The sequence below is a fragment of the Pseudoalteromonas sp. XMcav1-K genome (genome assembly GCF_044005875.1).
Classification (GTDB): Bacteria; Pseudomonadota; Gammaproteobacteria; order Enterobacterales; family Alteromonadaceae; genus Pseudoalteromonas; species Pseudoalteromonas spongiae.
The window spans coordinates 52,033-77,076 of sequence record NZ_JBIPJE010000033.1; the positions used below are offsets into that span (position 1 = coordinate 52,033).

Consider the following 25,044-nt stretch of genomic DNA (forward strand, 5'->3'; position numbering starts at 1 on the left):
TTGTCGTGTTCTTTGATAATACTTGAATAATGATCGAATCTGTTTTTGGTGTGATGATAAGACTTTTTAAGTACTTGATGTTCTGCATCATTTTATTTAGTAGCTCGGTACGTGCTGAGTTAAATATTTTATTTGTAAACCCGTCTATCCCCAATGAGCCTTTTTGGCAAAGTGTTGAAGAAATAGCGCAATCAGCAGCGCTGCAACTCGGCACAAAAATGCAGGTGATTTATGGCGGTGGTAATCGTATTGTTCAATTAGAAGCGTTAAAACATTATTTAGCGAAAAACCCCAAACCAGATTACGCAGTGATTTTAAATTATCCCGGCGGTTCTACTGCGAGCATTTCATTGCTGGAATCGCAGCAGATTAAGTTTGTTACTTTAGAGCAAACCATTTTTGGTGAAGAACGGGAAAAAATAGGAATAGCTGGGCAAAAATATAAGCATTGGCTTGGTGAAATTTATTTTGATAATCATACCGCAGGAGGCCAACTTGCAAAAGCGCTACAACATTTAAAACAGGCGCAAATACCTAAGCAAGAAACGCATGTAGTGGCTATCAATGGTCACTATGGCAGTGAGTCACAGGCGCGGTTTAATGGCATGCGAGAGTATTTCGAGGGCAATGAAGGGGTTGTTTATCAAGCTGTGCATGCAGGGTGGTCTGAGCAGGTTGCGTTTAATCAAAGCAAGGCACTATTAGCGCGCTTTCCTAAAGTTAATATTATTTGGGCCGCGTCTGATTTGATGGCACTTGGCGCCAGTAAAGCAGCGGTAGAATCGGGTCGTATTCCCAATAAAGATATTTTTATTGGCGGTTTTGACTGGTTACCTCGCGCAATTCAAGCCGTTGAAAAACAGTCAATAAGTGCGTCAATTGGTGGTCATAAAGTAATGGGCGCGTGGGCAGTTATTAGCCTGTTACTTTACGACAATGGACTCGATATTTTTGCCCAACAAAAAAATAAAAAGCTAACTTTTAACCTTGATGTGATCACTAAGCAAAATGTTGCACATTTTAAATCCCATAAAGTTAAAATTAATTGGGCCGAATACGACTTTAAAGCACTTAAAGAAAAAGTGGCATTAAGCCGCTCGATTGCAGGGCTTAGCCCATTAAATCCTAACTAGCTAAAACTTGAAGTTAAGCTGATTGCGGAAGCCTTAAATTAACTTGCTAACTGCTTTTCAGCCAGGTTCAGTTCCATCGTTGCTTTTAATAAGCGGTAAAGATTAATTGATGCATCAATTTCTTCTTTACGGTTGGTTAAACTTTCAATATTTAAACCTAGTGGTACATCTAAATGAGCACAGCTTTGTAAAATAAGGTTTAGATTTTCACGGCAAATGCGTACTGATTCATTAAGCGATTGCTCAGAATCTAAAATACGCCACTTAGTGGCTTCTGGCACAGAAATGCCAAGCCATTGCATAAACTCTAATGTTTTCTCACTGCCGCAAGGCGTAAAAGTTAAGATAATACGGTTAGGTGTTAAACCTTGCTGTTTACAACTGCGGGCATAGCTAGTGATTAAGTCGATTGTTGCCTGTGCATCATATACCGCTTGCGAGATAAAATACTCACAACCTTGCGCTGTTTTTTCTAACAGACGTTCATGCTCATTGCGTTTTGATGCATGACGCTCAGCGATGGTAACACCACCTAAGAAAAACTTATTTTGATGCTCACTTAATGTGTTATAGGCGTTTGGTAAGCTTAATTTAATCTCACCTTCAGACGATGGGCTACCCACCAAAACAAGGTTGTTAAGCGCATATTTTTCTTTGGTTTCTGTTAGCCAGTCATTAAATTCTTCAACACCGCGCTGCGCGACACTTTTATAGGTAATTACATCTAATTCTGATAAATTACTTAACAGCAGGCTGTATTCACGCGGGTCTACAGTATGCTTAAACGGAAAAGGGCGTGGTACGCTGGTACGGCTGCTTTCATCTTGAATGTCGTAAATGACTAATCCGTCATATTCAATCTCATGTAAACGACCTAATAATTTATTGGCAATTTCTGTCACTTTATCTTTTTCAGTACCCATTTTTGGTGGCGTAGTACCAATCAAATAAACGCCTTGTGTTGGGTCTTGAATTTTCTGTTGTAAAGATAAAGCCATTGTTCCGTACCATAAATAATGTCGATACAGTAACTATAGCAGCCTTTTAGACGTCTAAATAGCTAAAATTCAAAATTGCGACTGAAAAAAATTGAAATAGAACTTGAGGGAAATTCATAGTGTGAAGGTTTCAGGTTTCAGGTCTCAGATGTCGCACTCAAACCTTAATTCTGAGTTCTGAACCCTTATCCCTTCAGTCTGAAATTTAATGTTGCAAAACATTTACACCCATTTACCGCAATTACTCGCTTAACATTGCGAACATCGCCATAATTACCCAGTTTAGAAAAAATTCTATAGAAAAATAATCCAAACCAAGGGAAACAGTATGAAACTTAAATTGGTTGCAGCAAGTGTAGCAATTGCACTATCACTTGCTGGTTGTAATAGCACAACATCATCAAATAATGCACAAGCTACCACGTCGGTAAAAGCTGAAAACAAAGTTTTCGCACAAGATTACGTGCTAGAAGAGCTAGATAACGGCCTTCGTGTTATGGTGGTTAAAACAGATTACCCAGATGTAGTGTCACTGCAAATTCCAGTATCAGTAGGCTCACGCAACGAAGTTGAAGCTGGTAAAACAGGTTTTGCGCACTTCTTTGAACATATGATGTTTAAAGGCTCTGAGAAATTCCCGCAAGATGTTTACTCAGACATTCTTAAAAATTCAGGTGTAGATAACCGCGCTTACACCACAAACGATTACACTAACTATCACCTTAATTTCTCAAAACAGCATTTAGAAACTGTGCTTGAAATTAAAGGCGATATTTTCCAAAACCTTAAATATTCTGAGTCGCAATTTAGAACAGAAGCACTAACAGTTAAAGGTGAATACCTTAAAAACAATGCTAACCCAATCCGTCAGCTATTAAGTGCAGTGCGCAATGAGGCGTTTGAAAAGCATACTTACAAACACACCACTATGGGCTTTTTTGAAGACATCGAAAAAATGCCAGATCAAATGGCTTACGGTGAAGAATTCTTTAAAAAGTTTTATAAGCCTGAGTATGTATCGCTTATTATTACCGGTGATGTAGACCCGAACGATACCATTGAACTGGTTAAAAAGCATTGGGGTAACTGGCAGCGTGGCGATTATGTTGCTGATATTCCAGTAGAGCCAAAGCAAACAGCGGCAAAATACCTTCATAAAGAAAGTGAAGGTTTACCGGGTCACTGGTTACTTGTTTCTTACAAAGGCCCTGCGTGGCAGCCAACGGAAAAAGATCGTGCTGCGGTAGATTTAATCTCGCAATTATATTTCTCAAATAACTCAGCGCTTTACCAAGAGTTAGTTGTTGAGAAACAGCTTGCTAGCCAAATGTTTACTTACAACCCAGAAACTAAAGATCCGGGTTTATTACACGTATTTGTAAAAGTTGAAAAAGAAGAAGATTTAGCAAAAGCACGTGATGCGATTAATCGTACTTATGCAAAAGCGCGTACTGAGTTAGTTGATGCTGATAAGCTTGCTAACTTAAAGTCTAACCTAAAGTACAGCTTTGTTAATGGCTTAGATTCATCACAAGCAATTGCATCAACACTTGCTAGCTATATGCATTTTGAGCGAGATCCAGAAGTGATTAATCAGCTTTACGCGACGGCAGATAGCATTTCAGCTGAAGATATTCGTGAAATTGCCAATAAATACTTTATCGATTCGGGTCGTACAACGGTGACTATGTCGGCACTTAAATCGGTTAAAGGTTTTGAACAAGAGGTTGACTTAAACGGTGTTGTTGCCGAAATGAGCAAACCGCAAGGCGATGCGAAATTCTCTGTACTTGATATGCGTAGCAGCTCACCGCTAGTTGACGTAAACCTATTATTCTACACAGGTGCAGCAGCTGATCCTGAAGGTAAAAAAGGCCTTGCAGCAATCACTGCTAACATGATTGCACGCGGTGGCTCTGAGTCGCGCTCTTATAAAGAAATTCAAAAAGCGCTTTACCCAATAGCTGGTAGCTTTGGTGTACAAATTGATAAAGAAATGGTGTCATTCCGTGGCCGTGTTAATAAAGACAAGGTAGACGAGTGGTACAAAATTGTTAGTGACCAACTACTTAACCCAGGTTGGCGTGAAGATGACTTTAAGCGTTTAAAGAAAGAGCAGCTAGATGGCATTAAAGCAGGCTTAAAAGCATCTAACGATGAAGAACTTGGCAAAGAAGTGTTATACAGCAAGCTTTACCAAGGCCACGCTTATGAAAGCTACAACTATGGTGATATTTCTGATTTAGAAGCACTTACACTTGAAGACTTAAAAGCATTTTATAAAGCTGAATTTACGCAAGCTAAATTAAATGTCGGTATTTCAGGTGCCATGTCAGATGCAGCAAAAGCAAAACTGCTTAAAGACTTAAGCACGCTTCCTGAAGGCAGTGAAAAGCGCTTAACAATTGCTGATGCGCCTAAGTTGGAAGGTCGACATGCAACCATCGTAGAAAAGCCAGCTAAATCAACAGCGGTGAGTTTTGGTTTCCCGATTGATACGATTCGTAGCGATAAAGATTGGGCGGCACTTTGGTTAATGCGTTCTTACTTTGGTGAACACCGTAACTCAAACAGCTTCTTATATCAGCGTATTCGCCAAATTCGTGGTATGAACTACGGTGATTACGCGTATATTGAGTACTTCCCGCGTGGTATGTACCAAACTAAACCAGATGCTAACTTGGGACGCTCTGAGCAGATTTTCCAAATTTGGTTGCGCCCACTACGCTCTAATAATGATGCACACTTTGCAACACGTGTTGCGCAATACGAGCTTGATAAGCTAATTGAAAATGGCATGAGCAAAGAAGATTTCGAATCAACTCGTAACTTCTTAACTAACTTTGTGCCGCAAATGGTTGCAAGCCAAGATCGCCAGCTAGGTTATGCACTTGATAGCAAGTTCTACAATACCGATGAGTTTGTTGCTTATGTGCGCAAGCAGCTTGCGAGCTTAACCGTTGAAGATGTAAATCGTGTTATTCGTGACAACCTGCAAAATAAAAACATTCACTATGTGTTTATTACCGGTGATGCAAAAGACATGAAAGCGCGTTTAGCAAACGAAACGGTTTCTCCGCTTAAATACAATGCTGAAAAACCAAAATCACTTACCGATGAAGATAAGGTAATTGAAAGCTACAAGCTAGCTATCGATAAAGCTAACATCGAAGTGATGGATGTAAAAAACGTATTTAAATAAACGTTTTTTACACGGTAAACAGCCCGCCAATTGGCGGGCTTCTTTATGCTTAATTTGAAATATTACAAACATAATCAAGCAATAAAAAACACTAAGCGCACCTGCTTAACGTTGGCGTAATTACAAAAAGATGCTGGATAATTAAGCACTTCAATGAAATAATCACGTTGCTAAAATGAACACAAAACATAAAGGACTAAACAATGTTAAAAAAAATAGCGCTAATCGCAGTAGTAACCCTTTCACTCGCTGCATGTAAAACCATTCCTGTAACTGACTACAATCAACAAGTAAATGCGTCAAACATGACTAAAGAGTCAGTTGAAAAGGCAATTTTAAGCGGTTGCCAGCAGCGTCAGTGGGCATGTAAAGTTGAAAGCGATGGCGTAATTGCAGGTTTACTTAATTGGCGTGGTACGCAAGTTAAAGTAGGCATTCATTACGATGCAAAGACGTACACGATTAAGTACCGCGATTCACTTAACTTGAAATATGATGGTGATAGCATTCACAAAAAATACGGTAAGTGGGTAAATAACCTTATTCGTACAATTGATTCACAGCTGTTCACAATGTAATTCGCGTATGCTAGTTCATCAACTAGCATACTAGCGACTGCTAAATTACGCGCACTCTACGCAAATTTCAAAATTTACCGAACGCGCTAAAAAGCAGGCTTCATGAGCTTGGTGGTGTAACTCTGCCAAGCTTTTTTTATGTGTAATCGATTCATCTGCCAATATCACCTCGGGTTTTAATGTCACACCGGTAATACATAGTTTGCCATTATTATTTTTAGCAAGTTTGCCAATTGCGTTATCGGTGTAACGCTCAATCACAATGCCTTGTTCTGCGGCAAAGTGCAGAAAAAACAACATATGACAACTTGCCAGTGATGCAACAAAGGCTTCTTCAGGGTCAACAAACTCAGGGTTTGAAAAAGGCGAGGGCACGACCATTGGCGATGGTGATGCAGGCATTGAAAAACCGCCATCAAAATGCCACTGGTGAACACGGTTGTAACGTCCATCGGTAAACATCTCATCTGGCGCTTTTTGCCATTCAATTTGTGCACTGTGCTGCGACATCTTATTTCCTAATTTAAAACGGGTTTAAACTAATTTTGCTTGTTATCTGTTGTTAAAGAAAGTGATAATATTTTCAAGTGATATGAATGAAATTTGAATCGTAAATAGTGATCAGCAGTCAGTTAACCAATCTACACACCTTTGTTGTCGTCGCTGAGCAGCTTAATTTTAGTCGTGCCAGTGATTTATAGCACCTTACGCCAAGTGCAGTAAGTCATCAAATGAAGCAGTTAGAAACGCATTTAGATGTGAAGTTGTTGATTCGCAAATCAAAAGGTGTGGCACTTACCTGCGAAGCTAAGCAGCTTTATAGCTCAGTTAAAAAAGCCTTTTCAGAAATAGAGTTTGGTATTGAGAAAGCGCAAGCACCTAAAGTAAAAAAGCTGGTTATAGCGGCGATCCCGAGTGTTGTTTCTTGTGTATTGGTGAATAAATTAGCCGAACTGCAAGCTTTGCTACCCAACTATCAAATACATTTTATTAGCCAGCATCAAATCGTAAATTTTGAGCAGCAAAATATAGACTGTCATATTCATTTTGGTAATGGCAAATATGCGAATGCGGTTGCTGAAAAACTGGCAAATGAAGTGGTTTATCCGGTATGTGCGCCAAATGTTTATGAAATGCAGCATGAATTGCCTTTGATTCATTATGCTGCAGGAATGGAAGACAAGCCCGGTGGTATAAGCTGGCAACATTGGCAAAAGCACTTTAATCTTCCCATGCAATCACCCTGTTTGGTTTTTGATGAGGTGGGGCTTGCATTAAGTGCAGCGCAGCATGAGCAGGGTAAGACATTGGCTTGGCATCAATTAGCGAAACATGCGATATCTCAAAACCAACTGGAGCGTATTGGCAGTGAGCAAATAACACTGCCTTTTAGCTATTATTTTGTTACTCATAAAGATTTCAGTGAGCGCGATGAACTTAAACTGCTTTTTACTTGGTTAGAACGGTTATTTTGCCTTTAACTCGCTTTTAAATTGGTTTGTAAGTTACCTTTTTGTTTTAACTTATAAACTGTTAACCATGTAATTGTGATAAGTAAAATCGGTAAGGTAACAAGGTTTAAAGTCTGCCAACCTACGGTTGCTTCTAACCAACCTGCACTTAATGCAGAGAGGGTTACCATGCTAAACACTAAAAATTCATTGGTGGCTTGGGCTTTTGCGCGCTCTTGCGGTTGGTAAGTTTGGCTTACCATTTGAGTCGCACTGATAAACATAAAATTCCAACCTACACCCAGTAAAAAGAGCGCAGCTAAAAAGTGCCAATGACTTAAGCCAAATAGGTTCACAAAGCAGCAAAGGGCGATTAAAACAATTCCCGCATACATCATGGTGACCTGGCCAAATCGCTCTATTAATTTACCACTAAAAAATGACGGTAAAAACATGCCTAATACATGCCATTCAATCACCAGTGCCGACTGTGCTAAATCAAAGCCATGACGATGCATCGCCAGTGGCGTTGCTGTCATCAATAAGTTCATTACCGTGTAACTCACCATGGCAATAAACACTGCAGTCATAAACTTAGGCGCGCTAATAATGGCTTTTAATGGTCTGCTTTCACCATTATTTTGGCTATGTGGAACCTCATTAAATTTAACGAGCTGTAATAGCAGCAGCGCAATTGAATACAAAAACGCAAGGGCAATAAACGCATTGGCGTAGTTTAATGTTGGGTAGTGATGGTTTACCCATACTGCTAAATTAGGGCCGAGTATCGCGGCTACAACACCACTTGCCATCACTGTAGATATTGCCACAGCAGGTTTGTCACTGGCTTCAATTGCTGCAAAACGATACAGCGTAGCAAAGCCAATACCAATCCCAATTAAAAAAGTGGCGAAGCTAAATAACCAAAACTGGCTTGCCAATAAACTAAAAAAGCCAAGCACGGCGCCGCTAATGCCAATGCTATTGCCCAAACTAAAGCCCAGCTTTCGCCCTGTTTTCGCCATTATCAGCGACGCAGGAATTGTAGTAACTAGTAGCCCCAACATTTGCATGGCAACGGGAAAAGTAATAAATGTGGTACTCGGGCTTAGCGCTTTTCCAACAAGGGCTGAAATGGTCACAAGCAAAATATTACCGGTTGTGATAAGTCCTTGGCAAAAGGCTAAAAGTACAACATTTTTGTTCATATTTAGAGGCTGAGTTTGGTTATGAAGGGGACTATTTCTAGCACACATTTATCTAAAGGCAAATAAATCAGTCTAACAACTTATCTTTAATTACTTACTCAAGTTAACAAAAAGCGTTAAACTCGTTTAAAATTAAGCTATACAGCTAAAAGTAGTTAAAGTGATTGGTGTTGTTATGCGTCATACAATTTGGCAAGAATTACGTAAAGAAGCGGAAGCCTTAGTAAGAAAAGAGCCGTTATTGGCAAGTCACGTTTATTCGTGTGTACTTAACCATGAGTGCCTAGGGTCTGCATTAAGCTTTATTGTCGCTAATAAATTATCTGATGCGGTAGTCTCAGCTTTCACTTTCCGTGAGTTATTCGATCAAGCATTTGTTAATTGCGACACCATGCTTGATAACGTTGCGCACGATATTAAAGCGGTGCGTGATCGCGACCCTGCGGTTGATAACTACCTAACCGTGCTATTGAATCTAAAAGGCTTTCAGTCAATTCAAGTACATCGCTTAGCACACTGCCTATGGCGCCAAGACCGAAAAGAGCTCGCGCAATTTATTCAAAGCCGCAACTCAGAAGTGTTTGGTGTTGATATTCACCCTGCATGTAAAGTGGGTAAAGGCATTATGTTTGACCACGCAACTGGCATTGTAGTTGGCGAAACCGCCGTTATTGAAGATAACGTATCGATTCTGCAAGGGGTTACGTTAGGTGGTACAGGTAATGAACAAGGCGATCGTCACCCGAAAATCCGCCACGGCGTATTAATAGGTGCGGGAGCAAAAGTACTAGGTAACATTGATGTTGGTGAAGATGCGAAAATTGGCGCGGGCTCAGTCGTAATTGCTGATGTTGATGCGCATACTACTGTCGTCGGAGTGCCAGCTAAAGTGGTTGGCAAAACCACAACAGGTTGCCCTGCAGAAACCATGGATCAGTGTTTTGTTGCTGATATGTCTGAAGAGGCTGGTTGTTCACTGTCGAGTGCTGCACTGTAATATTGCTGCTCTAACTGTTTAATCACTCCACTTTCGGCCAGTGCTTTGACCGCGTTAGCGAATGCGCTGGCAACGCTTCTTTCATTTACCAAATAAGGTACGTTGTTGACCGACACAGCTTGCTCTGGCAAGTAGTTTGGGTTGAGCGACGATTCATAGTGCTTCGACTTTCTTGAAAACCCAAAATGCATTGGTTTTGCTAAATAACAGCAGTCGTGAATTTTAATCTGTGCATTTGGCTGCTGCGCTAGGTAATAATCAATCGACGCTTTGTTGTAAATAAAAAAGTCAGCCTGCTTTTTTTTCAATTACTTTGATTGCATCGGCGATACCTAAATCTTGCCCGTATCGCACCATTATATCTCGCTCTTCAATGGCCGACTTCCTGCCACCATAGGGCTTTAACAGTACTTTGTTTTCCAGTTGTTTTAAATTATCTATCTTGGCAACATCTCGGTGTGTGATCACCACGCTATGACTGGTGAGGCCATTTTCGAAAAAGTGAGTAAATTCACTGCGCGTCTGACTAAAGCCATAACCGGGATAAAAGTCGATGGCACCTTCGTTAAGCAGTTTAATAGTGCGTTTTTTTGGCGCGCGCTTTATGACTAACTTACAGTTAATATTTTGTGCAGCTCGTTGATATATGGCTTTGTAGAGCCCTTGATTGGATGGCATTGCGGCGATAAGTGGTAATCGTGCACTTGTGCGATAACCCATGGTTATTTCACAGCAAAACGCTGGTAAGCAAATAGTCATCAACACGATGAAAAAGGATATGCGATACATCAGGTTACACCAATCGATAACACTTATAATTTAAATAAAACACACTTATCGATAACACTCAAACAACTTCGATAATTTCATATTCAGTTGCTTGCCAGTCAAAGCTAACAATATCGTCAATCGATTGCTTTAGCAGCTTTTTAGCTATGGGGGCACTTGGTGTAACAATTTGAATATCAACATTATTTAGAGTGACTTTATTACCACCTGCAACGGCTAAAATATAAACCCATAACACATTTTCATCGTCACAATTTTCGAGCTTAATTAAATGGCCTAGTTGTATTTTCTGATTGCTAATTGGCTCTATCGATTCTTTAAGTACCTGAATTTCTTGCCTAAGCGCTTCAATGCGTTTACTTTGCCCTTCAGCTAAGTAAGCCATCTCGATGCCGAGGCTGTCGTATTGGGTTTCGGCCTTACTTTGCTCGTGAGTGGCATCTTGATGTGCGTGTTTTGCCGATTGCACTGCAACCGACAAGCTCGCCTCAAGTTGCTCAATAAGAGCCTGTTTGATAATTGATTTATTGATCATTGTTAGCATTTACATGTGAGACTTTACTGGTAACAGTGCCATCGGCAAATTGCGTAACAATGCTGTCGCCTTCGGCAATTTGAGAGACAGAGGTGACCACGCTAGAATCTTTTTGCGTCATAGAGTAGCCGCGCGCTAATACCGCAAGCGGGCTGGTGGCATTGAGTTTTGCCGCCAATACCGCAAGTTGTTTTTCTGCAGACTCTAATTGTTTTGCTTGACTGCTTTGAAGCCTGCTAACCAGATTATGCAACTGTTGCTGCGCGTGACTTAATCGCTTTTCAGGTGTGGTTTTTTCGAGTTTATTTTGCAATGTATGTTGCGTATATTTTGCTTGCTCTAATTTTCGTTGGATACTGTTGAGTAAGCGCATTTCAAGCTCATCTCGTAACTGAGACTGCTGATTTAATTGGTTACTAGGGTGGTAACGCAGCAAACGCTGTTCCAGTACTTGGTAGCTGTGGGCAGCATTTTGCAGGCGCTTTGTCATAAAGTGGTGCAATCGATTTTGTAGCACATCGATGTTTTGCACTAAGTGATTTTTATCTGGACTGACAATTTCGGCCGCTTGCGATGGTGTTGCTGCACGTAAGTCTGCAACATAATCTGAAATAGTGGTATCAATTTCATGACCAACAGCACTTACTATAGGCAGCTGAGACGCGAAAATAGCGCGCGCGAGCGTTTCGTGGTTAAAGCACCATAAATCTTCCATTGAGCCGCCGCCGCGTCCAAGAATAATGACATCCACTTCATTGCGCTGATTAGCGAGCTGTAATTGTTCAATAAGTTGCAGATGCGCTTCATTTCCTTGCACCAATGCTGGGTAAATTACTACCTCTAGTTGCGGCGCACGCTTTTCCAATACGGTGAGAATATCTTTAATTGCTGCGCCAGTAGGTGAGGTAATAACCCCTAAACGGCGAATATTGTTGGGCAAAGGCTTTTTAAATTCACTGGCAAATAAGCCTTCGCCAGCAAGTTGCATTTTAAGCGCGTCAAACTGTTGTTTTAACTGACCTTCACCTGCAGGCTCGATGTGCTCCACAATAAGCTGATAATCGCCGCGAGGTTCGTAAAGTGATACGCGAGCACGCACCAGTACTTGGTCGCCATTTTTTGGTTTAAATGTGGCACTTCTATTATTACCCCGCCACATGGCTGCGCGAATTTGTGCGTTATCGTCTTTTAAACTGAAATACCAATGGCCTGAACTCGGCGAAATAAAATTAGATATTTCACCTGTGAGTTGCAATGAAAAGAAATTTTGTTCGAGTAAGTAGCGTATCTCTTTATTGAGCAAGGAAACGGTATAAACTTTTTGTATCTGATTTTGCAACATAACAGTATGATTTAGCGCTGAATGGAAAATATTCTACCACAAAACATTAAATTTTATTTTACTAGAATGAAATTCGCTGATAAAATCCACCCGCAACTCCCTACACCCACAGATATCATGAGAAGTTGCAAATGCTTAGGATCGCTAAAGAAGCTTTAACCTTTGATGACGTACTATTAGTACCAGGCCACTCAACTGTATTACCACATACAGCTAACCTTAAAACTCGTCTAACGAAAACAATTGAACTAAATCTGCCAATCGTTTCTGCATCTATGGATACAGTTACTGAAGCGCGTTTAGCGATTGCGTTAGCGCAAGAAGGTGGTCTTGGTTTCATTCACAAGAACATGACAATTGCAGAGCAAGCTGCCAATGTACGTAAAGTTAAAACGTATGAGGCGGGCATTGTTTCTCACCCAGTTACTGTTACTGCAGACCTGACAATTGCCGGTGCACTTCAATTAGCACACGATAAAGGTTTCTCAGGTTTCCCTGTTGTTGATGCTGAAAACAACCTAGTTGGTATTGTTACAAGCCGCGATATGCGTTTTGAAACAAAACTAGACCAACCTGTTTCAACAGTAATGACTAAGAAAGAGCAGCTGGTAACAGTAAAAGAAGGCGCAGATCGTGAAACGATTTTAGGCCTAATGCACGAGCACCGTATCGAAAAAATCTTAGTTGTTAATGATGACTTTAAACTTAAAGGCATGATTACTGTTAAGGATTACCAAAAAGCACAAGATAAACCAAATGCATGTAAAGACGAACAAGGTCGTTTACGTGTAGGTGCGGCTGTTGGTGTTGGCGCAGGCACAGATGAGCGTATTGCTGCATTAGTTGAAGCGGGTGTTGATATTCTGCTTATCGATACTTCTCACGGTCACTCACAAGGTGTTATCGACCGCGTAAAAGCAACCCGTGAAGCATTCCCAGATTTACAAATCGTTGCAGGTAACGTAGCAACAGCTGAAGGCGCAGTAGCACTTGCTGATGCTGGTGCAAACGCTGTTAAAGTAGGTATTGGTCCAGGTTCAATTTGTACTACGCGTATCGTAACAGGTTGTGGTGTTCCGCAAATTACTGCAATTTCAGATGCCGTTGAAGGCTTAAAAGGCCGTGATATTCCGGTTATTGCTGACGGTGGTATTCGTTTCTCTGGTGATATTGCGAAAGCACTTGTTGCGGGGGCATCACTGGTGATGGTTGGTTCTATGCTAGCTGGTACGGAAGAAGCACCAGGTGAAGTTGAGCTTTATCAAGGCCGTTACTACAAATCTTACCGTGGTATGGGCAGCTTAGGTGCAATGAACCAAAAAGAAGGTTCATCTGACCGTTACTTCCAAGATGCTAAATCAGAAGAGAAGCTAGTACCTGAAGGTATTGAAGGTCGCGTAGCGTATAAAGGTCCTATTGCTAACATTATTCACCAACAGGTTGGTGGTATTCGCAGCGCTATGGGTCTTACTGGTTGTGCAACAATTGAAGAGCTTAATACTAAGCCGCAATTTGTACGTGTTACCGCTGCAGGTATGGGTGAATCGCACGTTCACGACGTACAAATCACAAAAGAAGCTCCTAACTACCGTTTAGGGTAATTCGCGCTTTTATTTATCGATAAGGCTAGCTTTTTGCTAGCCTTAGTTAATTGTATCCCGATTGAAATTGCCGTTTTCAATCGAGTTGTTGGATTTTTAGAAAGAGACAACTAATGAGCAAAAATATTCATGATTCTCGCGTACTGATTTTAGATTTCGGTTCGCAATACACTCAGCTTATCGCCCGCCGCATTCGTGAAATCGGTGTTTACTGTGAACTATGGGCATGGGATGTAACCGAAGAGCAAATTCGCGAATTTAACCCGCAAGGTATTATTTTATCGGGTGGCCCTGAGTCAACGACCGAAGAAAATAGTCCACGCGCGCCTGAGTATGTATTTAATGCTGGCGTACCGGTACTTGGTATTTGTTACGGCATGCAAACAATGGCAATGCAACTTGGTGGTCAAGTACACAGCTCAGATAAAAAAGAGTTTGGTTACGCGAAAGTTGAAAAAGTAGGTAACTGTGCGCTATTTGATGCAATTGAAGATCACATCGAAGATGGCATTGGCAAACTTGACGTTTGGATGAGCCACGGCGACAAGGTTATTGAAATTCCTGAAACGTTTGTAACATCAGCTAAAACAGATACTTGCCCACATGCAGCGATGTCTTGGGAAGAGAAAAAATTCTACGGTGTACAATTCCACCCAGAAGTAACGCATACGCATCAAGGTCAGCGTTTGCTTGAGCGTTTCGTAATTGATATTTGTGGCTGTGAAAAGTTATGGACACCAGCATCAATTATTGAAGATGCGGTTGCGCGTATTAAAGAAAAAGTAGGCGATGACGAAGTTATTCTTGGCCTATCAGGTGGTGTTGATTCATCAGTTGTGGCGATGCTTATTCACCGTGCGATCGGTGACAAGCTTACGTGTGTATTTGTTGATAACGGTTTACTTCGTTTAAATGAAGGTCAGCAAGTAATGGATATGTTTGGCGATAAATTTGGCCTTAACATTATCAAAGTAGACGCTGAAGATCGTTTCCTAGCAAACCTTGCAGGAATTGATGAGCCAGAAGCTAAGCGCAAGTCAATTGGCCACACGTTCATTGAAGTATTCGATGAAGAAGCTGGCAAACGTCAAAATGCTAAATGGTTAGCGCAAGGTACAATTTACCCAGACGTAATTGAATCTGCGGCATCAGCTACGGGTAAAGCGCACGTAATCAAATCTCACCATAACGTAGGTGGTTTACCTGAAGATATGGAAATGGGCCTTGTTGAGCCACTGCGTGAACTATTTAAAGACGAAGTACGTAAAATTGGTCTTGAATTGGGTCTGCCATACGACATGCTTTACCGTCACCCATTCCCAGGTCCAGGCTTAGGTGTTCGTGTTCTTGGTGAAATTAAGAAAGAATACTGTGACTTACTACGTCGTGCTGATGCGATCTTTATTGAAGAGCTACACAAAGCGGATCTTTACCATAAAGTGTCACAAGCATTCACCGTTTTCCTACCGGTTAAGTCTGTAGGTGTAATGGGTGATGCGCGTAAATATGATTGGGTTGTATCACTTCGTTGTGTTGAAACTATCGACTTTATGACAGCGCGTTGGTCACACTTACCGTATGATTTCTTAGGTTTAGTATCGAACCGTATTATCAACGAAATCGATGGTATTTCGCGTGTGGTTTACGATATTTCTGGTAAGCCGCCAGCGACAATTGAGTGGGAATAATCCTACTTAGTTTTAGATATAAAAATGCCAGCTAGTAGCTGGCATTTTTTATGTTTTAGAATAATTCGACGTCATCAGCGGAAGGGTGTTCTTGGCTATCTTCATCGAGAATATCGCCGTAATAAACGCATTGGTTTCGTCCGCTATTTTTTGCTACATAGAGCGCTTTGTCGGCATTTTCAATCACCGAAATAGGGAAGTCGTAAGGGCTCATTCTCGAAAAGCCAATACTCAATGTTAACTGTTCGACAAATGGAAATTTGTTGTCTCGCACATATTGCTGAAATTCTGCCAGTTTTGCTGTGATATGCTCAAGTGTTGTCGGTTCAAATACTACGACAAACTCTTCACCACCAAAGCGGAAAATTAAATCGCTGGAGCGGAAAAAGAGCTGCATTTTTTGCGCAAGCGTCAACAGTACTTCATCACCGCATACATGTCCGTAGGTATCATTAACTTGTTTAAAGTGGTCAATATCAAGAATAGCTAGCCAAGATGACTCGTCATAACGTTTGTTACGGTTGCCCTGTAATTGTGGCGTATTATGCGAGTGTAGCTGGTCTTCCAGCAGTTGTTTTATCTTGCGTTCAAACGTTTGTCTGTTGAGTAAGCCGGTTAATTTATCGCGTTCACTTTCGTTAAGAATGGTTAAGTAGTTTTCATAAATGCGACAGAGCGCATTTAGCGTGACTTGCTCACTGGAGCTAAGGTGTTTAGCAACAATATACACAGCGCCTGATACTTGGTCGTCAATCACGACGGGGATCCAGCGTGTTTCGTTGCCTGATTTGTCTTGCAAGCTGATTGTGCAGGCAGACTCAAGGCAGCATTGCAGCTCTTTTGTTGGCTCTTCAATAATCTCGCGTGAACGCCAGTGAATTTTTCCCTGTTCGTCACATAACAAGGAGGCACTCGACTCTATGCCCTTGCCATTAAAACGTGAAAGGTCTTTGTAAAGTGCAGCTTCTGTTGGTTGCAGAAATTCACTAATTGTCGACAATAAGCTTAATTCGAGTGAGTCTACATCGCGGTGTCGTGTAATTTTTACGACCGAGTTTAAGAGATCTTTTTGCAAAATTACCTCTGCTCCAGACTCCGTTCTGTATTTTTTTCATAATTAATTATTAATTTTCGAACAAATATAATTATTGGTCAATCGTAAAATTTGATTTTGCTGTTATTTTAAGCATCCAAACTGAATTATGTTATTTTTTTCTTTACCTTTAGCAAAGAGTCCTTATAATGCGACGTCATTGCAGGGGCGTAGTTCCAATTGGTAGAACAGCGGTCTCCAAAACCGACGGTTACGGGTTCGAGTCCTGTCGCCCCTGCCACTTCTTTTATTACCTTCTTACTTTCTAAATTTATAATCTTTTTGTCATTATGGTTACAAACTGGTTAGCTACAATTTTTGATATAGAATTGCTTCAGCTCAAACAAAGCGACAATTTAATCCAGCAAAACAACGCTCAGTTACAAATTGACCTTAATTTGATGCTAGAATCAGCCGGATTTAAGCTAGTGTTTACTGATCTTAATGTGCCTTTTGAAATAAGCGCAGGATTAGTAAAAGTAAATAATTTGGGATTAACCGGCGAACAAAAGAAAGCATTGTGGCACACGTTATGGCAACAGATTTAATCGTAAAATTAGACCAAACCTATTTGCAGAATTTAATGGCTATTGAACAGCAATGCCATGCTTTTCCTATGTCTGAAAAACTAATGGCATCGTGTTTGTTGGGGCGTTACAGCGCGTATGGATACTTTGATAATAATGCTCTGAAAGGCTTTTACATTTTAGAGCAAGTAGGCCCTGATTATACCCTGATGGATATTTGTGTTAACCCTGAATATCAAGGTAAAGGGCTTGCTAAAGCTATGCTTACTCATTTGTTGGGTGTTGTAAAAGCGGCAAATGGCGAGAATGTATTTTTAGAAGTGCGACAGTCGAATCTAGCCGCTATTCATCTTTACACTGCATTTGATTTTGTTGAAACAGGTGTGCGTAAAAATTACTATCCGAGCGAGTTTGGTCGTGAAGACGCGATATTAATGGCGCTTAGTTTTTAGTTATAAAAACAGCTGCTTCATTAATTCATCTAGATAACGAATCATTATTTTGGGTTAAGCATTCCCCTTACAACGCTATACCTAACCACATATTTAGCTAGCCCTAATCTTCCTCTTTTAGATTAAGAATAAATATAATTGCTTGCTCAAGTTTGAGAATATGATAATCAAGGCCATCTTCATTATGGTCGCGAATACAAGATTCTAATTCCGCGGCGGCATCACTAATATGATTAAAGCCAAAACAACCCGCGCTGCCTTTGATGCTGTGGGCTAATGCGAGTAATTCATTGAGATCTTGTTGCTCATTTAAATGAGCGATTTGTTCTAATAAATTAGGTAGTTTAGCTTTGTAATTGCTACTGATTTGTTTAAAACGCTCGCCTTGGAATAACTCTTCCCAGTTTTGCTGACTGCTGCGATCAAGTGCCAAAAATTGTTGTAATGTTTGTTCAAGCTGTGATTTATCAATTGGCTTTGCAAGCGCCTTGTTACACCCTGCTTCTAGGTAAGCGTCAACATCGTTTTTCATTACGTTTGCCGTTAGCGCAACAATTGGCCCATCAAAGGCTGCATTACGCAGCATTTCCGTCGCTTCTAAGCCACCCATTACCGGCATTTGCATATCCATTAGGATGAGGTCGTAATCATTGGTTAATGCTTGCTCTACTGCTTCTGCGCCATTATTGGCAAAGTCAGGTGAGATGCCCCATTGACTGAGCAATAAGCGGATCAGGTCTTGGTTGTCTTTATTATCTTCCGCGACCAAAATGTTTCCTTCAAATTGCTGGGCATGGGTTGTGTCTTCTTCTTTTAACATTGCTTGAGCTGAATCGGCGCTGTTAATCATGGTAATTTGTTGATTTTGATTGTTTGTTGCCACGATTATTTCAAAGGTACTGCCTTCGCTTAGCTTGCTGTTTACAGTGATATCGCCACCCAATATCTGTGCTAAGTTTTTAGCGATACATAAACCTAGCCCTGTACCACCAAACTTACGAGTAGTACTGATGTCGGCTTGCTCAAATGGTTTAAAGGCGCGTTCTTGTTCTTGTTGTGACATACCGATACCACTATCAATCACGGTAAAGATTAGTTTCTCAGTTGAAGGTGAATAACGAACGTTTAATGCCACTTCGCCTTTTTCGGTAAACTTAACGGCGTTGCTACAAATATTGAGCAGTATTTGTTTAAGACGCGTTTCATCGCTATGAATAATGCTTGGTAACGGGTATTCGATATTTAGGCTTAAAGTAAGCTTCTTATCCGTCGCCATTGGCTCAATCACGCTTTTAATATCGTTAATAAACGGAATAAGCTCCAATGCACGTGTTTCAACTTCGAGTTTATCGGCTTCAATTTTAGAAAGGTCGAGAATGTTATTAATAAGCTCAAGCAAGTGCTTAGAGTTGCGCAATACGGTACTTAAATACTTGGCTTTTTTGTTATTTGATTCTTGCGTTAAGATGGTTTCGGTAAAGCCCATAATTGCCGTAAGTGGCGTGCGAATTTCATGGCTCATATTGGCAAGGAAACGGCTTTTCAAATGGTTAGCTTGCTCAGCTTCAATTATTGCTTTTTCGAGCTTTTTGTTAATTTTTGCGATGGCTTGAGTACGCGTAACAACTTTTTCTTCTAAGTGCTCACGGTAGTCGAGTAATTCATTTTGGTATTGCTTAATTTGATTAACCATATGGTTAAAATCTTGAAATAACATACCTAATTCGTCACTGCGGTCGATTGGTAGTTTGACGTTGAGGTTACCGTCTCCCACTTTGTGGCTAGCTTCGGCAAGTGACTCAATCGGCTTTAAAAGCATGCGACGTACAACTAAGAAAATAATGCCAGGTAAAAATACCGCAGTCGCAAGAATTAATAATGCGGTGTACATGGTTATGGTTTTACCTGCTTTATAGAGAGACTCCTTATTTAGCGCGGTCACAAAGTATAAATCATTGCCCATTGAATGCGCTAAGATCATACGCTTCTCATCAGCTAACGTACGCAGTGCCACTTGACTAAAAAGGCCAGTATTGGCTGTTTTTTTCAGTAATTGCAGCTCAAATTCAGATACATAGCGGTTATTAATATCAACTTGATTGCAGAATAGGATTTTACCTGAACTATCCATAATGAAATTGACCGTGTCAGAAAAGTAGTTATTGGCAACACTTTTCGCAATTTCACTGTTATTGATATGAAAAATTAAATATCCCAAGACTTTGGGTGAGTCGAGCGTAAATCGTGAATCAAATAAGCGATAGGTTAGGTAAATCGAGGTGTTGTCGTTCTCTGTAACGAAAAACAAATTTTGTTGTTTGCGGCTATTTTTCAGCTGTTCGCTAAACGGGTAACTTTCCCGTGTTTCAAGCACCGCTTTGGGATAGTAACTTAGTACTTCGCCTTGCGGGTTAATTACACCAATGCTGAGTATATGAGAAAATGAATCGACGTAGTTACCAAATTCATCCACCAGTGCCGAGACTAATTGTGTTCGCTGTTTTGATGGACGATTGCGCTCATCGTAACTGTAAATTAAATACTGGCTGAGGTCGGGCGAGGCGGAAAGTAACTCAATAATGGAACTGTATAGCTGTGTGTAATTTTGGCTTTTTGATACTTGCTGTTCGACAAAGCGTGTAACAATTGCTTCGGCTTGTTTTTCAGAAGAACTGGTAACGTTGGAAAGGGAGAACACCCCTTGAATTGCCATAGGAATAATCACAAGGGGAGTAATATACCACAGCAGTCTTACACTCAACTTGTTGTTATTCATCGTTTTCCATTTTTCAGCAAAAGTTCTTCTATAATCTAGCATATTTTTGTACTAGTATAAGAATATAATTACAATCAGTACAATAATTTGCATGTATGTTGCATTGTCGTTTTGGAATACGATAGCTTATCGAAAAGGAGTATCAAATAAGCATTATGTGTAAGTGTTACTGCAAGATGATAGTCGAACAGTGTTGCTAAACTCAGTTAATAAGTTAAAACGGCTATTCGTACTATCGTTAGTGCTTTTCAGCGTATCAACATTTTGCATGGCCAGTGAATTGCCGGCAAATTTGCAGGTTGTATTACTTTCCAAGTTAATGCCATATGAAAAGGCATTGTCAGTTAAGCCTAAGCTTTCTATTTTTGTTATTAATGACCAAGCAGTGTTCCAGGCGTTTAATTTACTAAAGGCCAAACAGCGCAACGAGCAGCTAGGTGATATTAAGTTTGGTAACACACTGCCAAACAAAGCTTACGATATTATTTACCTTGATAGCCAAGTAAATTTAAGTGATGCACTTATTTATAGTTTGAAGTTTAATAGCTTGCTGGTGACTAATGAAATTGATTTGGTAAAGCAGGGCATTACATTGGGGCTAAGTGTTAAAAATGGCCGCCCAATGTTCTTTCTTAATAAAAAGAGCAGTGATGCAACAGGACTTAGCTGGGATAAAACTGTGCTCGATATTGCAACGCTTTATAACTAACCGCTATTAGGTTAAACAATTAACCCTTTTATTTCACACGCCTCTTAATAAGTACTAACGTGCTTAACTACCTTTTCAATTTCATTTAAATAGTCGATTAAAAGCTTACCAATACTTGTAACGCTAGGGTGCGTCCCATTTGCGGGTGATAGGCTGGTGTGAAACCCTGAGGATCGGCATTTCGCTCAATATCATACTCATTAATGTCGCTGGCGCCATCTTGCCTACCAACCAAGGTGTATTTTTTATCAAATAGGTTTTTAACAATGAGTTGTGGTGTAAGGTTTATGCCCGAAATTGTTAAATTTGGTGCTGATAGCACTAAGTTATATAGCGATAAACTAGGTGCATGCTTATCAAAATAAGCGTTACTGGTTGGTGCATTGCGATTGATTAGGTGATTTGCGCGTAAGTCAATTGTAAGGTTTGGCATAACGCGGTAATTAATGCCCCAATTAATTTTGTGATCTGTGGTGTGATTAAGCGCATTCGCTGTTAAATCTTGGTCGCCATCGGAGTAATGATAATTAAAGTACGCCGATATACTTTGATTGTAGGTATAACTCGTATCTAACGTGATGCCCCAATAGTCGCTGTGTTTTGCGTTTTCATAGCTCACTGTTCTGCTAGTGTCGTAGCGGAAATTATTATTCTCATCACTAATATCTAGCCTAATACGGTTATCTTCTTGGCTGTAGTAGAATGCTGTCTTTATATCTAACTGGTGTTTTTGCTGTTCGTAAAAATAATGGCTAACAAGCTCAGTGGTTCTGACTTGTTCTGGTTTTAGGTTTGGATTGCCACGAAACTCATCATTGAGCTCAAAAATACTTGGCTCGCGGAAGGCTTGTCCATAGAGCAGTTTAAACACTAAGCTCTGGCTGGCGTTATAGTTAATTGCAGCTCTTGGGTTCGTTGTTCCGCCGTAGGCATCACTGTGGTCATAGCGCATTCCTAAGGTGTAATTTAGACGATCATTTAGGTAGCCTTGGGCTTCTACATACACCGCTTGTTCATCAACATGCTCAAGAGGGTATTCGCTGTATACATTGAGTCCTAATCCAGCCTCTGCCGCTAACCAATCAGATGATGTTGAAGCTTGTTGACCTATTTGATAATCGCCGAGCGAAACCACTTGGCCCATTTTCTTTGAGCGCATTAAGCGATAACCAATTTGCCAGTCTATATCGTATAGCTTTGAGATATTGAGTTGTTGTTCAAATGCGCGTTGCTCACTCACGCTATGATAACTTTTTATTAAATCTACAAAGCGATAGCTGTACTTAAAGCCGGTATCGGGTTTTTGTTCGTTTTCTCTTTGCCATATCCGCGTTTGCAATATCAGCTCGGGCGAATATTGATAGTCAAAATCTAAGTAATAGTGCTGTGCGCTTTGGTGCTTTTTATACGATGCATCGCGTGTTTGGTATTCAAAACCTGTTACATAGCTGCCGAGACCTTGTTCCTGCTGCCAAGTATTAAAGCCTACCTTAATGAGTTGAATGCCACGCTTATACTGATGTGGATTTTGCCAAACTAGTTTACCTCTTAATGCTGAATCATCGCTTTGGTTATTAAATCCCGCGCCTTGATATTGGTTAGCAAATGGGTGTGGCGTATTTGTGGTGTAGCCGTTGGCGTTATAACTCTGTAGTTGATAATTCGGAAATAAATGATTGGCAAAGTAGCCTGCAGGGTCGTAGCTTTCAAGCCCTGAATCTCCATCGCGTTTAAAATAACGACCAGCAAGTTGCAAGCGCAATTCTGAAAGTTGATGGTTAAGCATAAACTGCGCAGACTGTGTGCCGTGCTCTCCGGCAAGTAAGCTCATGCGCTGCCCTGATGTGTTTGCTGCACTTTTTGTAATAAAGTGAACAACGCCCGAATACGCATTGGCACCATAACTTGCAGAGCCTGGGCCTTGTACTATTTCAATGCGTTCAATATCAGCGAGAATTTGCTGATTGCCCCAAGGCTGCGACCAATTAAATGCGATATGGTTTTGTACAATGCCGTCAATCATAATGAGCAATTGCACATTACCTGGGGTGCCACCGATCCCACGATTGATACTGTGGCTAGTGTATTCCCCAGCACCATCATAGTGATTGCTAAAATCAAAACCGGGTACATCACGTAAGATATCAATCAGGTTTTGGTATCCACGTTGCTTTATTTGCTCTGCGGTGACTATTTTAATATTTGCGGGGGCATCAAGAAGTGAGCGCTTTTTGCGGCTAGCAGTTTGCACTTGCACATTGAGCAAGTCTTTTAAGCTAAGTGCTTGTAGAGATTCTAAATCGTAATCAATAGCGTCAGCATGATTTGCTTGAGCTGAAATAGCTAAAAGTATCGCAACACTGAGAAAATTAATTCGGCTCGCCATAGCTGTTACACATTCAATATCGAATATTATTAGATTTATAGGTCAACGATAGCACAGTTTAGTTGCAATAGGTATTTATGCTAAAAGCCTATGGCAGTGGTTGTAAACAACTCGACACATAGGCTTAAGGTTGGCAGTAATAAAGAAATTACTTACTAATATCTGGGTTATTTAATTGCCAGTAAGCGGGCTCTAAGTTCTGTTTCTTGCTTAGCGCAATCACGTAACTGCGCCGCGATATCGCTAAGTGGTACAGGTGTCTTACTGCGGCAGTGATTAACAGCAAGCGACGCAAGGTTACGCCAGTTATCACCGATTTCAGTTGCCATTTGCGATGCTTCAAACATTGCTTGATTGTTTGTATAGTTTGCAGCTTCATCTAAAAAGCTGGCAAACATAAAGCGAAAACCAGCGCCACCTGTGCCGATTTCTTCTTGCATTCGTACAATATGCGCCAAGAATAAATGACGGCATTTCTTTGGTTTGCGATCGAGTCTTTCAATATCTTTCGCTAACTTTTCCATACCTTGGGTGCCAAACAAGTTAATGCCCGGAACTGGTAAACCAGCCATCATTTTTGCTGTTTTCTTTATGCCAGAATAAATATGTGGTGTTAAATCGACTTCTTTTGGCACATTATCAACCCAATACATTAAGCCTTTTGGTGCAAGTGCACCTTTACTAAAGCGTGCTTTTTCTAAATCACGTTTAGGGCAGGTTACAGTATGTTCAAAAACAGGGTCACTAATTTGGTAGTGATCGTTAGCATCAATTCCGTAAACCATTAAATTGTGTGCGTTAAAGTGAAAGCGCATTTCATCAGGGAAGTAGGGCAGCCAATAAACTGAGGTTTGTAAACCAACTACTTTGCCTTCGGCTAAAACCTCATCTAGTTTTGCCATACCTTTGTCAGCACTTGAGAATTTTTCTCGGTGCAAGGTAATGCCAAGCTTTTTAGTCACTGTATTAATAATGGTTTTTGGTGGCATGCGATAAGCAATCAGTGGCATACCGGCTACTTTAACGAATGGCAAATAGGCAAAGCTCATTGCCGATGAAATACCAAACGCCATTGGCTCAGAAATGTTGAAGCCATTGGTTGATAGCATATTTGATACAACGCCACTTTCGCAATGTGAAGATTGGTTATGCACTAGGTTGTTTAAAACTGGCGTCATGTTGCTCTGGTATTTCCTTTAATTGTTGTTCGGTAATGGCAAGTGCCTCGCAGTAACGGGCGAGGGCTTTGGCTGAAAGTGTGTTAAATACGCGCGGCTTAAAATGGCGTTTTATTTGCCACTGAAAAAAGCCCGTAACTTGAGATAGGGATAACACATCGTGACGTGCGCAAAGCATATGGTACTTAAGTGCTGAAACCTTGCCTTGCTGGACCTCGGCTAACGTATCTTCGGCTTGTTGATTAAGATCGTCAACAGCATACTGGGTGGCAAATGATTCGACATCCCAGCCAGACGACTTTACACCGGCATAATGACCCGTTTCATCAACGGCATATACCAGCTTTGATTGCCCTTGGTAAATTTTTGAATTGTCCTGAGGGACTTGATCTTTTTTCACC

At 40.7% G+C, this 25,044-nt stretch carries 22 protein-coding genes, 1 tRNA gene and 1 pseudogene; 12 read left to right on the forward strand and 12 right to left on the reverse strand.

Annotated elements, in window-relative coordinates; genetic code table 11:
- The first annotated feature begins 77 nt into the window (after nt 1-77).
- Nucleotides 78-1,133 carry an ABC transporter substrate-binding protein gene (locus tag ACHSBP_RS05415; RefSeq protein ID WP_395388286.1) on the forward strand — a complete coding sequence of 352 codons (1,056 nt, stop codon included), beginning with the start codon at nt 78-80 and terminating at the stop codon, nt 1,131-1,133.
- A gap of 38 nt (nt 1,134-1,171) precedes the next feature.
- On the opposite strand, the gene ACHSBP_RS05420 is transcribed toward ACHSBP_RS05415, so the two are convergent.
- Nucleotides 1,172-2,131, reverse strand: coding sequence for a hypothetical protein (locus tag ACHSBP_RS05420; RefSeq protein WP_395388287.1), 960 nt, complete (start codon nt 2,129-2,131; stop codon nt 1,172-1,174).
- 328 nt (nt 2,132-2,459) lie between these two features.
- Here ACHSBP_RS05420 and ACHSBP_RS05425 point away from each other — a divergent pair, with 328 nt between their 5' ends.
- Both ACHSBP_RS05425 and ACHSBP_RS05430 read left to right on the forward strand, forming a co-directional pair.
- Nucleotides 2,460-5,333, forward strand: a complete 2,874-nt coding sequence (locus tag ACHSBP_RS05425) for a M16 family metallopeptidase (RefSeq protein WP_395388288.1) — start codon at nt 2,460-2,462, stop codon at nt 5,331-5,333.
- 203 nt (nt 5,334-5,536) lie between these two features.
- Nucleotides 5,537-5,911: a hypothetical protein gene (locus ACHSBP_RS05430; RefSeq protein WP_010561862.1), complete on the forward strand. Its 375-nt coding sequence runs from the start codon at nt 5,537-5,539 to the stop codon at nt 5,909-5,911.
- 45 nt (nt 5,912-5,956) lie between these two features.
- Here ACHSBP_RS05430 and ACHSBP_RS05435 read toward each other — a convergent pair whose 3' ends face one another.
- The gene (locus ACHSBP_RS05435; RefSeq protein WP_395388289.1) at nt 5,957-6,421 is read right to left on the reverse strand and encodes an OsmC family protein; all 465 of its coding nucleotides are present in this window, start codon (nt 6,419-6,421) and stop codon (nt 5,957-5,959) included.
- A 203-nt stretch (nt 6,422-6,624) separates the two neighbouring features.
- Here ACHSBP_RS05435 and ACHSBP_RS05440 point away from each other — a divergent pair.
- Both ACHSBP_RS05440 and ACHSBP_RS05445 read left to right on the forward strand, forming a co-directional pair.
- A pseudogene (locus tag ACHSBP_RS05440) lies at nt 6,625-6,708 on the forward strand (LysR family transcriptional regulator); the annotation flags it as partial.
- Nucleotides 6,700-7,392 carry a LysR substrate-binding domain-containing protein gene (locus ACHSBP_RS05445; protein ID WP_395388356.1) on the forward strand — a complete coding sequence of 231 codons (693 nt, stop codon included), beginning with the start codon at nt 6,700-6,702 and terminating at the stop codon, nt 7,390-7,392. The pseudogene ACHSBP_RS05440 and the gene ACHSBP_RS05445, both read left to right, overlap by 9 nt.
- On the opposite strand, the gene ACHSBP_RS05450 is transcribed toward ACHSBP_RS05445, so the two are convergent.
- The gene (locus ACHSBP_RS05450; RefSeq protein ID WP_395388290.1) at nt 7,389-8,570 is read right to left on the reverse strand and encodes an MFS transporter; all 1,182 of its coding nucleotides are present in this window, start codon (nt 8,568-8,570) and stop codon (nt 7,389-7,391) included. The genes ACHSBP_RS05445 and ACHSBP_RS05450 overlap by 4 nt on opposite strands.
- 175 nt (nt 8,571-8,745) lie before the next feature.
- Between ACHSBP_RS05450 and cysE the strand changes: the two genes are divergently transcribed.
- Complete coding sequence (cysE, locus tag ACHSBP_RS05455; protein ID WP_100914549.1) at nt 8,746-9,567, forward strand: serine O-acetyltransferase; 822 nt, start codon at nt 8,746-8,748, stop codon at nt 9,565-9,567.
- Here the strand turns inward: cysE and ACHSBP_RS05460 are convergent.
- Genes ACHSBP_RS05460 through xseA form a run of 4 tightly spaced genes read right to left on the reverse strand, consistent with a single transcriptional unit; the run spans nt 9,504 to nt 12,233 of the window.
- Entirely contained in the window at nt 9,504-9,875 is a 372-nt protein-coding gene (locus ACHSBP_RS05460; RefSeq protein WP_395388291.1) for a hypothetical protein, read from the reverse strand. The genes cysE and ACHSBP_RS05460 overlap by 64 nt on opposite strands.
- Nucleotides 9,856-10,356 carry a hypothetical protein gene (locus ACHSBP_RS05465; protein ID WP_395388292.1) on the reverse strand — a complete coding sequence of 167 codons (501 nt, stop codon included), beginning with the start codon at nt 10,354-10,356 and terminating at the stop codon, nt 9,856-9,858. The genes ACHSBP_RS05460 and ACHSBP_RS05465 overlap by 20 nt, the downstream gene beginning before the upstream one ends.
- A 58-nt stretch (nt 10,357-10,414) precedes the next feature.
- Nucleotides 10,415-10,891: a transcription elongation factor GreAB gene (locus ACHSBP_RS05470; RefSeq protein ID WP_395388293.1), complete on the reverse strand. Its 477-nt coding sequence runs from the start codon at nt 10,889-10,891 to the stop codon at nt 10,415-10,417.
- Nucleotides 10,881-12,233, reverse strand: coding sequence for an exodeoxyribonuclease VII large subunit (gene xseA, locus ACHSBP_RS05475; protein WP_395388294.1), 1,353 nt, complete (start codon nt 12,231-12,233; stop codon nt 10,881-10,883). The genes ACHSBP_RS05470 and xseA overlap by 11 nt, the downstream gene beginning before the upstream one ends.
- Nucleotides 12,234-12,364: 131 nt before the next feature.
- Here xseA and guaB point away from each other — a divergent pair, with 131 nt between their 5' ends.
- Entirely contained in the window at nt 12,365-13,834 is a 1,470-nt protein-coding gene (gene guaB, locus ACHSBP_RS05480) for an IMP dehydrogenase (protein WP_010561854.1), read from the forward strand.
- Nucleotides 13,835-13,947: 113 nt separating this feature from the next.
- Entirely contained in the window at nt 13,948-15,522 is a 1,575-nt protein-coding gene (gene guaA / locus ACHSBP_RS05485; protein WP_395388295.1) for a glutamine-hydrolyzing GMP synthase, read from the forward strand.
- Nucleotides 15,523-15,577: 55 nt separating this feature from the next.
- Here the strand turns inward: guaA and ACHSBP_RS05490 are convergent, their stop codons facing one another.
- Entirely contained in the window at nt 15,578-16,597 is a 1,020-nt protein-coding gene (locus ACHSBP_RS05490) for a GGDEF domain-containing protein (protein WP_395388296.1), read from the reverse strand.
- Nucleotides 16,598-16,779: 182 nt separating this feature from the next.
- On the opposite strand from ACHSBP_RS05490, the gene ACHSBP_RS05495 reads away from it, so the two are divergent.
- The 3 genes from ACHSBP_RS05495 to rimI all read left to right on the forward strand — a co-directional run bounded on the left by ACHSBP_RS05495 (nt 16,780) and on the right by rimI (nt 17,594).
- A tRNA-Trp gene (locus tag ACHSBP_RS05495) sits at nt 16,780-16,856 on the forward strand.
- Nucleotides 16,857-16,944: 88 nt separating this feature from the next.
- Nucleotides 16,945-17,163: a hypothetical protein gene (locus tag ACHSBP_RS05500; protein WP_395388297.1), complete on the forward strand. Its 219-nt coding sequence runs from the start codon at nt 16,945-16,947 to the stop codon at nt 17,161-17,163.
- Complete coding sequence (gene rimI / locus ACHSBP_RS05505) at nt 17,148-17,594, forward strand: ribosomal protein S18-alanine N-acetyltransferase (RefSeq protein WP_010561850.1); 447 nt, start codon at nt 17,148-17,150, stop codon at nt 17,592-17,594. Before ACHSBP_RS05500 ends, rimI begins: the two co-directional genes overlap by 16 nt.
- Nucleotides 17,595-17,697: 103 nt before the next feature.
- On the opposite strand, the gene ACHSBP_RS05510 is transcribed toward rimI, so the two are convergent.
- Nucleotides 17,698-20,370 (reverse strand): hybrid sensor histidine kinase/response regulator, encoded by a 2,673-nt coding sequence (locus ACHSBP_RS05510; protein WP_010561849.1) that lies wholly within the window; start codon nt 20,368-20,370, stop codon nt 17,698-17,700.
- 163 nt (nt 20,371-20,533) lie between these two features.
- Here ACHSBP_RS05510 and ACHSBP_RS05515 point away from each other — a divergent pair, with 163 nt between their 5' ends.
- A complete protein-coding gene (locus ACHSBP_RS05515) occupies nt 20,534-21,079 on the forward strand; it encodes a YfiR/HmsC family protein (protein ID WP_010561848.1) in 546 nt (181 codons plus the stop codon).
- Between the two features lie 97 nt (nt 21,080-21,176).
- On the opposite strand, the gene ACHSBP_RS05520 is transcribed toward ACHSBP_RS05515, so the two are convergent.
- The 3 genes from ACHSBP_RS05520 to ACHSBP_RS05530 all read right to left on the reverse strand — a co-directional run bounded on the left by ACHSBP_RS05520 (nt 21,177) and on the right by ACHSBP_RS05530 (nt 25,043).
- Entirely contained in the window at nt 21,177-23,465 is a 2,289-nt protein-coding gene (locus ACHSBP_RS05520) for a TonB-dependent siderophore receptor (protein WP_010561847.1), read from the reverse strand.
- A 167-nt stretch (nt 23,466-23,632) separates the two neighbouring features.
- The gene (locus tag ACHSBP_RS05525) at nt 23,633-24,643 is read right to left on the reverse strand and encodes a BtrH N-terminal domain-containing protein (protein ID WP_010561846.1); all 1,011 of its coding nucleotides are present in this window, start codon (nt 24,641-24,643) and stop codon (nt 23,633-23,635) included.
- Nucleotides 24,612-25,043 carry a hypothetical protein gene (locus ACHSBP_RS05530; protein ID WP_010561845.1) on the reverse strand — a complete coding sequence of 144 codons (432 nt, stop codon included), beginning with the start codon at nt 25,041-25,043 and terminating at the stop codon, nt 24,612-24,614. The genes ACHSBP_RS05525 and ACHSBP_RS05530 overlap by 32 nt, the downstream gene beginning before the upstream one ends.
- Nucleotide 25,044: the final 1 nt, after the last annotated feature.

What these genes read in the sequence shown, in the direction of transcription:
- ACHSBP_RS05415 (WP_395388286.1), top strand. Translation starts at nt 78, where the DNA reads ATGTTCTGCATCATTTTATTTAGTAGCTCGGTACGTGCTGAGTTAAAT.
- ACHSBP_RS05420 (WP_395388287.1), bottom strand. Translation starts at nt 2,131, where the DNA reads ATGGCTTTATCTTTACAACAGAAAATTCAAGACCCAACACAAGGCGTT.
- ACHSBP_RS05425 (WP_395388288.1), top strand. Translation starts at nt 2,460, where the DNA reads ATGAAACTTAAATTGGTTGCAGCAAGTGTAGCAATTGCACTATCACTT.
- ACHSBP_RS05430 (WP_010561862.1), top strand. Translation starts at nt 5,537, where the DNA reads ATGTTAAAAAAAATAGCGCTAATCGCAGTAGTAACCCTTTCACTCGCT.
- ACHSBP_RS05435 (WP_395388289.1), bottom strand. Translation starts at nt 6,421, where the DNA reads ATGTCGCAGCACAGTGCACAAATTGAATGGCAAAAAGCGCCAGATGAG.
- ACHSBP_RS05450 (WP_395388290.1), bottom strand. Translation starts at nt 8,570, where the DNA reads ATGAACAAAAATGTTGTACTTTTAGCCTTTTGCCAAGGACTTATCACA.
- cysE (WP_100914549.1), top strand. Translation starts at nt 8,746, where the DNA reads ATGCGTCATACAATTTGGCAAGAATTACGTAAAGAAGCGGAAGCCTTA.
- ACHSBP_RS05465 (WP_395388292.1), bottom strand. Translation starts at nt 10,356, where the DNA reads ATGTATCGCATATCCTTTTTCATCGTGTTGATGACTATTTGCTTACCA.
- ACHSBP_RS05470 (WP_395388293.1), bottom strand. Translation starts at nt 10,891, where the DNA reads ATGATCAATAAATCAATTATCAAACAGGCTCTTATTGAGCAACTTGAG.
- xseA (WP_395388294.1), bottom strand. Translation starts at nt 12,233, where the DNA reads ATGTTGCAAAATCAGATACAAAAAGTTTATACCGTTTCCTTGCTCAAT.
- guaB (WP_010561854.1), top strand. Translation starts at nt 12,365, where the DNA reads ATGCTTAGGATCGCTAAAGAAGCTTTAACCTTTGATGACGTACTATTA.
- guaA (WP_395388295.1), top strand. Translation starts at nt 13,948, where the DNA reads ATGAGCAAAAATATTCATGATTCTCGCGTACTGATTTTAGATTTCGGT.
- rimI (WP_010561850.1), top strand. Translation starts at nt 17,148, where the DNA reads ATGGCAACAGATTTAATCGTAAAATTAGACCAAACCTATTTGCAGAAT.
- ACHSBP_RS05510 (WP_010561849.1), bottom strand. Translation starts at nt 20,370, where the DNA reads ATGAATAACAACAAGTTGAGTGTAAGACTGCTGTGGTATATTACTCCC.
- ACHSBP_RS05520 (WP_010561847.1), bottom strand. Translation starts at nt 23,465, where the DNA reads ATGGCGAGCCGAATTAATTTTCTCAGTGTTGCGATACTTTTAGCTATT.
- ACHSBP_RS05525 (WP_010561846.1), bottom strand. Translation starts at nt 24,643, where the DNA reads ATGACGCCAGTTTTAAACAACCTAGTGCATAACCAATCTTCACATTGC.